Source organism: Filifactor sp. (assembly GCF_057248345.1).
This window is the reverse complement of record NZ_DBHIIC010000056.1, coordinates 1-8,281: the sequence shown is the minus strand read 5'-3', so window position 1 is coordinate 8,281 and position 8,281 is coordinate 1. Positions and strand designations below refer to the sequence as shown.

Annotated in this window: 7 protein-coding genes and 1 other annotated feature; of the genes, 4 read left to right on the top strand and 3 right to left on the bottom strand. The window is 32.7% G+C overall.

Features of this window, described 5'->3' with window-relative positions; all coding sequences use genetic code 11:
* The first annotated feature begins 505 nt into the window (after nt 1-505).
* Nucleotides 506-1,117 (top strand): LexA family protein, encoded by a 612-nt coding sequence (locus ACO5GE_RS07470; protein WP_484830294.1) that lies wholly within the window; start codon nt 506-508, stop codon nt 1,115-1,117.
* Nucleotides 1,118-1,325: 208 nt separating this feature from the next.
* Here ACO5GE_RS07470 and arcC read toward each other — a convergent pair whose 3' ends face one another.
* A complete protein-coding gene (gene arcC / locus ACO5GE_RS07465) occupies nt 1,326-2,258 on the bottom strand; it encodes a carbamate kinase (RefSeq protein ID WP_484830293.1) in 933 nt (310 codons plus the stop codon).
* A gap of 479 nt (nt 2,259-2,737) precedes the next feature.
* Nucleotides 2,738-2,937, top strand: a binding site (T-box leader).
* A gap of 163 nt (nt 2,938-3,100) precedes the next feature.
* On the opposite strand from arcC, the gene leuS reads away from it, so the two are divergent.
* The gene (gene leuS, locus ACO5GE_RS07460; protein WP_484830292.1) at nt 3,101-5,512 is read left to right on the top strand and encodes a leucine--tRNA ligase; all 2,412 of its coding nucleotides are present in this window, start codon (nt 3,101-3,103) and stop codon (nt 5,510-5,512) included.
* A gap of 138 nt (nt 5,513-5,650) precedes the next feature.
* Here the strand turns inward: leuS and ACO5GE_RS07455 are convergent, their stop codons facing one another.
* Together ACO5GE_RS07455 and ACO5GE_RS07450 are read right to left on the bottom strand one after the other, a co-directional pair.
* Nucleotides 5,651-5,803, bottom strand: a complete 153-nt coding sequence (locus tag ACO5GE_RS07455) for a hypothetical protein (RefSeq protein ID WP_484830291.1) — start codon at nt 5,801-5,803, stop codon at nt 5,651-5,653.
* A gap of 107 nt (nt 5,804-5,910) precedes the next feature.
* Complete coding sequence (locus ACO5GE_RS07450) at nt 5,911-6,045, bottom strand: hypothetical protein (protein WP_484830290.1); 135 nt, start codon at nt 6,043-6,045, stop codon at nt 5,911-5,913.
* A 336-nt stretch (nt 6,046-6,381) separates the two neighbouring features.
* Here ACO5GE_RS07450 and ACO5GE_RS07445 point away from each other — a divergent pair, with 336 nt between their 5' ends.
* Together ACO5GE_RS07445 and ACO5GE_RS07440 are read left to right on the top strand one after the other, a co-directional pair.
* The gene (locus ACO5GE_RS07445) at nt 6,382-7,482 is read left to right on the top strand and encodes an MGDG synthase family glycosyltransferase (protein ID WP_484830289.1); all 1,101 of its coding nucleotides are present in this window, start codon (nt 6,382-6,384) and stop codon (nt 7,480-7,482) included.
* Nucleotides 7,473-8,153, top strand: coding sequence for a polysaccharide deacetylase family protein (locus tag ACO5GE_RS07440; protein WP_484830288.1), 681 nt, complete (start codon nt 7,473-7,475; stop codon nt 8,151-8,153). The genes ACO5GE_RS07445 and ACO5GE_RS07440 overlap by 10 nt, the downstream gene beginning before the upstream one ends.
* Nucleotides 8,154-8,281 lie beyond the last annotated feature (128 nt).

Below are 8,281 nucleotides of genomic sequence, written 5' to 3'. Positions count from 1 at the left end.
GACTTTTAGATGATAATGAGGAATTAGTTCAATTTGATATTGCAATTTAAGATTTTCTGGTGTTTTTTACACTGTTGACCTCTATACTTCATTGCAAAAAAGAGATGAGATTATTATGAACGATAAACAAACTTCAAATTTTAAGTACTGTAGAACCCATATTTTTTTATACTATACATCTATTGTGGATACTGCACTTATTAAAAATTTTTAATGCTATACATAATATATTATTCATTCTATTCGTAGATTTTAACTTTTCATAATTTAGTTCATTTCCAACTGTACTTGTGTTATTTCATATAATGAACATAAACTTTTCAATCTATTAGTTTTTCATATTATGATCAATTTTTAATTTTCATTACGTTACATATACTATATCACACAATCTGTTACGTTACAATGATTTTCCATTAAAAAAACAAATAGAATTTTCATTGTGTTACTATATATATCCATAAATAGAAAATAATTGTATGATTTAGAAAAGGAGAGGAACAAAGTGAAAACATTTGGACAAATTTTAAAAGAACTAAGAGATATTCACAACGTAACAGGAGAAGATCTTGGAAAAGTTTTATCGGTATCTCGTAATGCTATATCAAATTGGGAAAACAACAGAAGAACCCCCGACACCAATACTATTAAAGCTTTAGCAAATTATTTTAATGTAACAACAGATTACTTATTAGGCAATAATCAAGAAACCAAACAAAAAGGAGTTAAGGTTCCGATATTTGAGGAAAAGCAGTTAAGTATACCACTTAATGTTGTTGAAGAAGTGTTGAACTATGAAGAATTAACATCTGAACTTGCAAACACCGGTACATTTTTTGCACTAAAAATACACGACAAAAGCATGGAGCCGAAACTGTTAGAAGAAGATATTGTCATCATCAGACAACAAAACACAGTTGAAAACGGAGAGATTGCAGTTGTTCTTGTCAATGGAAAAGAGGCAAGTATAAAACAAATTATCAAGCAAGATAACGGAATCATTCTAAATGGATTTAATTCATCAGTCTATCCACCGGTCTTTTATACCAATCAGCAAATAGAAGAATTACCGATTACTATTTTAGGAAAAGTGATTGAATCAAGAAGAAAGTTTTAAGTAATTAAAGCAATCTTATTTGCAATTTTGAGCTATGCTAAAATCTATCATATTATGATTCAATATCCTATTGCTGACGAATGTTTGCTTGGAGTAAAATATAACGAAATATTTTTTTATGATTATAACCACTCAAATACTTGTACTAAAAAAGAGTAGGTTCATTTTTATCACCTACTCTTTTCAAAAAATTACTAATCTTACTATACTATTTTACAATCATCGTTCCTGTTTTTCCTTGAATTCCTTCTGCCGCTTTTTCTAACGAAGTAATCAATGCTTTTCTTCCTTCTTTAGATTGAGCAAAAGACATTGCAGCCTTTACTTTTGGAAGCATTGATCCTGGAGCAAAATGTCCTTCTTTGATATATTGTTCTGCTTGACTTATACTCAATTCCGATAACCATTCTTCGTTTTCTTTTCCAAAATTCACTGCTACCTTCTCTACAGCTGTCAAAATAATCAAGTAGTCCGCATTCACAATTTCTGCTAACTTAGAAGATGCAAAGTCTTTATCGATTACAGCAGGAACTCCTACTAATCTATTTCCATCTGCATAGACAGGAATTCCTCCTCCACCAACTGTAATCACCACTTGATTTGCATCTATCAATGCTTGAATTGTATCTTTTTCTGCGATATCAATTGGGAGTGGAGATGGTACAACTCTTCTGTATCCACGTCCGGCATCTTCTTTGAAAGTTTCTCCTCTTTCACTTGACATTTTTTCCGCTTCTTCTTTGGTATAGAAAGCACCAATCGGTTTTGTAGGATTTTCAAAAGCTATATCATTTTTATCAACAATAACTTGAGTAATGATAGTTGCAACAGGTTTATTCATTCCTCTGTTAATAAGTTCTTCACGAATCGCATTTTGAAGATGATATCCAATATATCCTTGGCTCATCGCACCACATTCAGGAAATGGCATTTTTGCGGTTTTTGCTTCACTGTTAGATGCCGTATCCATCGCAAGGTTTATCATACCTACTTGAGGGCCGTTTCCATGTGCAACAATCACTTCATTTCCCTCAGCAATCAAATCAACAATAGGTTTTGCAGTATGTTTTACTTTCTGCATTTGTTCTTCAGGACTGTTTCCTAATGCGTTTCCACCAAGTGCCACTACAATTCTTTTCATAATTTGCCTCCTGTGAATGTTTTTTCAATAATAAGTATTGTGTATTCTACTGTGAACATACACAAATTCAACTCATTTCCTTTTATCATAAAACTGAATTGTTTTATGATATGTACACCATCCAAACAACGATCAAAACTGTTGGAAAAACATATTTTTCATTGGGATATCAAGACATATGTAGCATTTTTTATATTTTTCAAAACCCAAAAAAGGGCAAAAAAATTTTGCAAAACCTTTATCAATTCTTAAAAACCAGGTTATGCTCTCTTTTTTCTTGAAATTACGAAATGAAATTTCCGTTCTTTTATTATAAAAAAGCAATATAAAAAACGACTTTCAGTGCATATGTTTTTTTAATTTTTTACAGTATAATACGCATATTTTCATTTGTCAAATATTTTTTGATAATTTACGAAATATTTTGTTTGGTGGTTGCGTTATCTCATATTTTTTGATAATATAACTACATTATAAAATATTTAACGAAGAAAAGAAGTAGTAAAAAAGAAAATTTTTACAGAGAGTCGTTGGTTGCTGAAAAACGATAAAATCAACTTTTTGAACTTGTCTTGGAGTTTCTGAAAAATCAGACGTAAGGAATGCGTTAAATCCTTCAAGAGGATAAAAATTCTGTTTTTTATCAATTAGAGTGGTACCGCGAATCTTCGTCTCTATCGTTTAGAGAGGAAGATTTTTTTATTGCATTGAAAGAAGTTGTTTCTGAAAAATGTAAGATTTTTATTGATACCATCTCTTGAAGAACATAATTTTTATAGAACTCAGATTCTCTGTTAAATATTGTAAAATAAGCTATTTAAATTATCTAAAGGAGTGAGTTTATGAGAGAATACAATCCAAATCAAATTGAAAAAAAATGGCAATCCCATTGGGAAAAGAACCACACATTCCGTTCTGAAATCGACCACAATAAAAAGAAATATTTTAACTTGATTGAGTTTCCATATCCATCAGGTGCAGGACTTCATGTCGGACACATCAGAGCCTATACTTCTCTTGAAGTAATTTCCAGAAAAAGAAGACTTGAAGGATATAATGTACTATTCCCTATCGGATGGGATGCATTCGGACTTCCAACAGAAAATTATGCTATGCAGACAGGAGAACATCCTCGAACTGTTACTGACCGCAATATTGACGTATTCACAGGTCAACTAAAGTCAGCAGGATATTCTTTCGATTGGAATCGAACCATCGATACGACCGATCCAAACTATTACAAATGGACACAGTGGATTTTTTTACAAATGTTTAAACATAAGCTTGCATACAAAGACACGACTTATGTAAATTTCTGTAACAATTGTAAAGTTGTTTTGGCAAATGAAGAGTCTCAAAATGGAGTTTGTGACCGTTGTGGACATGACGTTGTTCAGATGGAAAAAGACGTTTGGTTCCTAAAAATCAGAGAATATGCAGACAGATTATTAGACGGTTTGGATGGACTTGACTTCTTGCCTCGCATCAAGTTAGAACAGGAGAATTGGATTGGAAGAAGCAATGGTGCAGAAGTCGATTTTCCTATCTCAGGTACAGAAGATTCCTTGAGAATATACACAACACGTCCGGATACGATATTCGGTGTTACCTTTATGGTTATGGCTCCTGAACATCCTTATCTTAAGAAATATGAATCCAAGCTACAAAACTTGGATGAAATCAGAGATTATCAAGAGCAAGCTACCAAAAAAACGGAATTCGAAAGAGTTCAACTTGCAAAGGACAAAACAGGAGTTGAGGTGAAAGGATTAACTGTCATCAATCCTTTAACAAACAAAGAAATTCCTATTTGGATTTCCGACTATGTAATGATGGGATATGGAACCGGTGCAATTATGGCTGTACCTGCACATGACAACAGAGACTGGGAATTTGCAAAAAAATTCAATATTCCAATCATAGAAGTTGTAAAAGGTGGAGATGTTCAAAATGAAGTATACAAAACTTCACCACAAGACATCCTTGTAAATTCTGACAAATTCGACGGCTTAACTGTAGAAGAGGCGATTCCGGCAATCATCCGCTATATTGAGGAAAATAAAATAGGTGAAGCAAAAACAAACTACAAAATGAAAAACTGGGCGTTCAACCGTCAAAGATATTGGGGAGAACCGATTCCAATTATTCATTGTGGACACTGTGGAATGGTTCCTGTTCCGGAAGAACAGTTACCTGTCACTCTTCCTGATGTTGAAGAATATCGACCTACCGAAACCGGTGAATCTCCACTTGCAAATATCGAAGACTGGGTAAATGTAACCTGTCCAGTATGCGGAAAACCTGCAAAGAGGGAGACAGATACCATGCCACAATGGGCAGGTTCCTCTTGGTACTTCCTAAGATATATGGATCCACATAACAATGATGCACTTGCATCCCAAGAAGCCTTGGATTATTGGGGACCTGTAGATTGGTACAACGGAGGTATGGAACACGTAAGCCGCCATCTTATCTATTCCAGATTCTGGCATCAATTCCTACATGATATTGATGCAGTATCCTATCCGGAACCATTCAAAAAACGTACTGCACAAGGTTTAATTTTAGGTCCTGACGGCGAAAAAATGTCAAAATCTCGCGGTAATGTTATCAATCCGAACGAAATTATTGATAACTACGGAGCTGATACATTGAGAACTTACATTATGTTTATCGGAGATTATGAACGCCCTGCAGTTTGGTCTGACAGCAGTGTAAAAGGATGTAAAAGATTCTTGGAACGTGTATGGAAACTACAGGAAATGGTAACGGAACAAAATGAATATGACAAAAAACATATTTCATTAATGCACAAAACAATCAAGAAAGTTTCCGAAGACTTCGAAAATGTAAAATTCAATACCGCTATTGCTGCTATGATGACAGCCGTTAACCAATTCTATGATGATGAATTTATCACAAGAAAAGAACTTCAAGATTTTATCACTTTACTTTATCCGATTGCACCTCATATTTGTTGCGAAATTTGGGAACTGCAACAATTTGAAAAAGATATGGACCATGCTGATTGGCCAACATGGGATGAATCCAAAACGATAGATGCCGTTGTTGAAATCCCTATTCAAATCAACGGTAAAATTCGTGGTAAAGTAACTGTTTCAAAAGATATTACTCAAGAAGAACTTCTAAAAATTGTAGAAACAGAAGAAAATATTAAAAGCTTTATCGGCGACAAACAGGTTATAAAAACTATCTATGTTCCGGGAAAAATATTAAATATGGTAATTAAATAACTAACCTTAAATTAAGGTTCATAACTTACAAAAAGCATTTTGTTAGAATTTTTCTCAACAAAATGCTTTTTTTGATTACACTATTCTCTTACAATCGGTATCCAAAGTTCCATCTTATAATCAGTGCAATCCATATCTCTATTCAAAATTCGATTTCCCAGAATGACGATAACCATGTTCCGGAAAAAATACCTCCATAGCATATTTCCAACCGTTAGGAATACAGTCCGGCACTTTCCATTCCAACTCTAAGACTGCATATTCTCTTTCCTCTACCTTCAAAGAATCCAATCACATTTCTTTTGCTTTTATAGGTTCAGAAACAATATATCCCACCATATAATTTATTTTATTAAGATTACTCCCTTCATAATAAACCCCTACACTCTCTTCGGTTTCTAATTTAGATAATTCCTCATGACTGTAATTTTCATATAATTTGTCCAACACTTCCTCACATCACGAAGACTCAATCTCTTTTGCAACAATACCGGTAACAAAAAATCCCACTTTTTTTGAATGGAAACGTTCATACTTCTTCCTCCTTTTATTGCCAATGTTAATTGAACACGAGAAACCAATTGCATATGAAACACTTTTTACAAAAGAGTAGAAATAGTGTAAAACCATAAATATAGAGATACAATATAACTTTATTAAAATACAGAGTTTTATAATAATTTTCAATAGTGATTCATACACAAACTTCTTCCTGTTACAAAATATACCTATATACATCCTACTAAACTACAAATTTCTATGATTTTTATGATGAAATCCCACACTTTTTATAATGTTTTACAACGAATATTTTATATAATATCTAATAAGTATGATGCATTTTATCAAAAAAGAAAGTGGTGAATAAAATGAAAGTACTAACATTGACTGCAAAATGTGGAATGGGACACTTTCAATGTGCAAAAGCCATCGAAGAACAAATAAAAAAAGACTTTTATCTTGCCGATGTCGAATGTGTTGACATATATGAAATTAAATTCGATGATAAAACCGAATTGTTTTACAAATGTTACAATACAATCGTAGAGTCGGGAAACCTACTATATAATTTAGCTTACAAAAAAATAACCAAAAGCAATCAAAATCCGACATTATCCAAAATAATGTCAAAAATTCTGCTTGATGATTTTTCAAGATTCATCGAAAGCAAAAATCCGGATATTGTAATTTCCACTTATTCTTTCACATCTCAACTCATGTCGTTATACAAAGAGAAAACAGGCTCACAAATTCCTCTGATTACTTGGATTACCGATGTGAAACCACATAACGGATGGGTTAATTTCAACACTGATAAATATATTATCGCTGATGAAGTGACAAAAAAAGAACTACAAATATTGGGGATAGATATTAACAAAATCAAGATAGGAGGAATCCCTGTATCAAATAAATTTGATTTTGAGATAATCAAAAACAAGAGTAACAAAAAGAACATCCTGGTAATGGGTGGCGGGTTAGGGCTACTTCCAAAAAAAATGAAATTTTATAAAAAATTAGCCTCCTTACCCGATGTCGAAGTAACGATTGTAACGGGTAAAAATAAAAAGCTTTATAATAAATTAATTGATAAATTTCCTACATTAAACATATTGGGATATGTCAACAATATCGACTACCTAATGCAAAATTCAGATATTCTACTTACGAAAGCAGGTGGAATCACAACATTTGAGGCAATTTACAACGAAACTCCCATGATTGTATTCAAGCCATTCCTTGAACAAGAAGTACACAATGCAGAATATATTTCCAATAAAGAAATCGGGTATGTTCTGCCTTCCAAAATGAAACGATGTCAAAAAGATATTGAGCTTATTTTGGAAATTGTTGAAAATGATGATCTTTTGGAAGATATGAAATACAATATTCGAAAAATAAAAAATGGGATAGATACCAAAGTGTTAGAAGAGACTATACTGGAAGAGAGTGTTCAAAAATGTTCCTAAAAATAATTTTAATCTATATATTATTATGGTGTTGTTACTCCATTCTTCCAACCATCTATTTTAAGTTTATCTATAAAGAAACATATCCATGCTCTGAATTACTACTGACTTTTGATGATGGGCCAAATCCTATGTATACAGAACAAGTTTTAGCTATTCTAAAGCAACACAATACAAAGGCTTGTTTCTTTGTGATTGCTGAAAAAGTTGAAAAATATCCTGATATTATCAAAAAAATACATCAGGAAGGGCATGAGATCGGACTTCATTGTTACCATCATACCCATCCGGTTTTATGGGGAATATGGAAAACAAAGCAAGATATGCAAAAATCTAAACAAATCTTAGAAAGTCATGGCATCAAACCATCCTACTATCGCCCACCTCACGGTTGGGTAAATCTTGCCATGATAATCATCTCAAAAAAATGGAATCTTCCTTTAAAATTATGGACTTGTATTGTAGGAGATTGGAAGGAAGATAAAAATTGGAAGGAAATTTATGATGCAATGCTAAAAGAAAAACAAACAGGTGGAGTCATCTGCCTTCACGATTCCAACCATAAAGTAAATAGCCCTTCTAAAGCACCAGAAAACACTATCTTTGCACTGGACGAATATTTCAAGAAATGTGGTGATACAACATGGAAAAAAAATATAAAAAATACCTGAGAAATACTATCCTGATTTTTTTTGTTTTACTTCTGACATTCCATCACTCATTCAGCTTGAAAGAACTCAATGCAATTCCAAAAATCATAAGACATGTGAAACAACAATATATCCTAATTGCTCTTTAG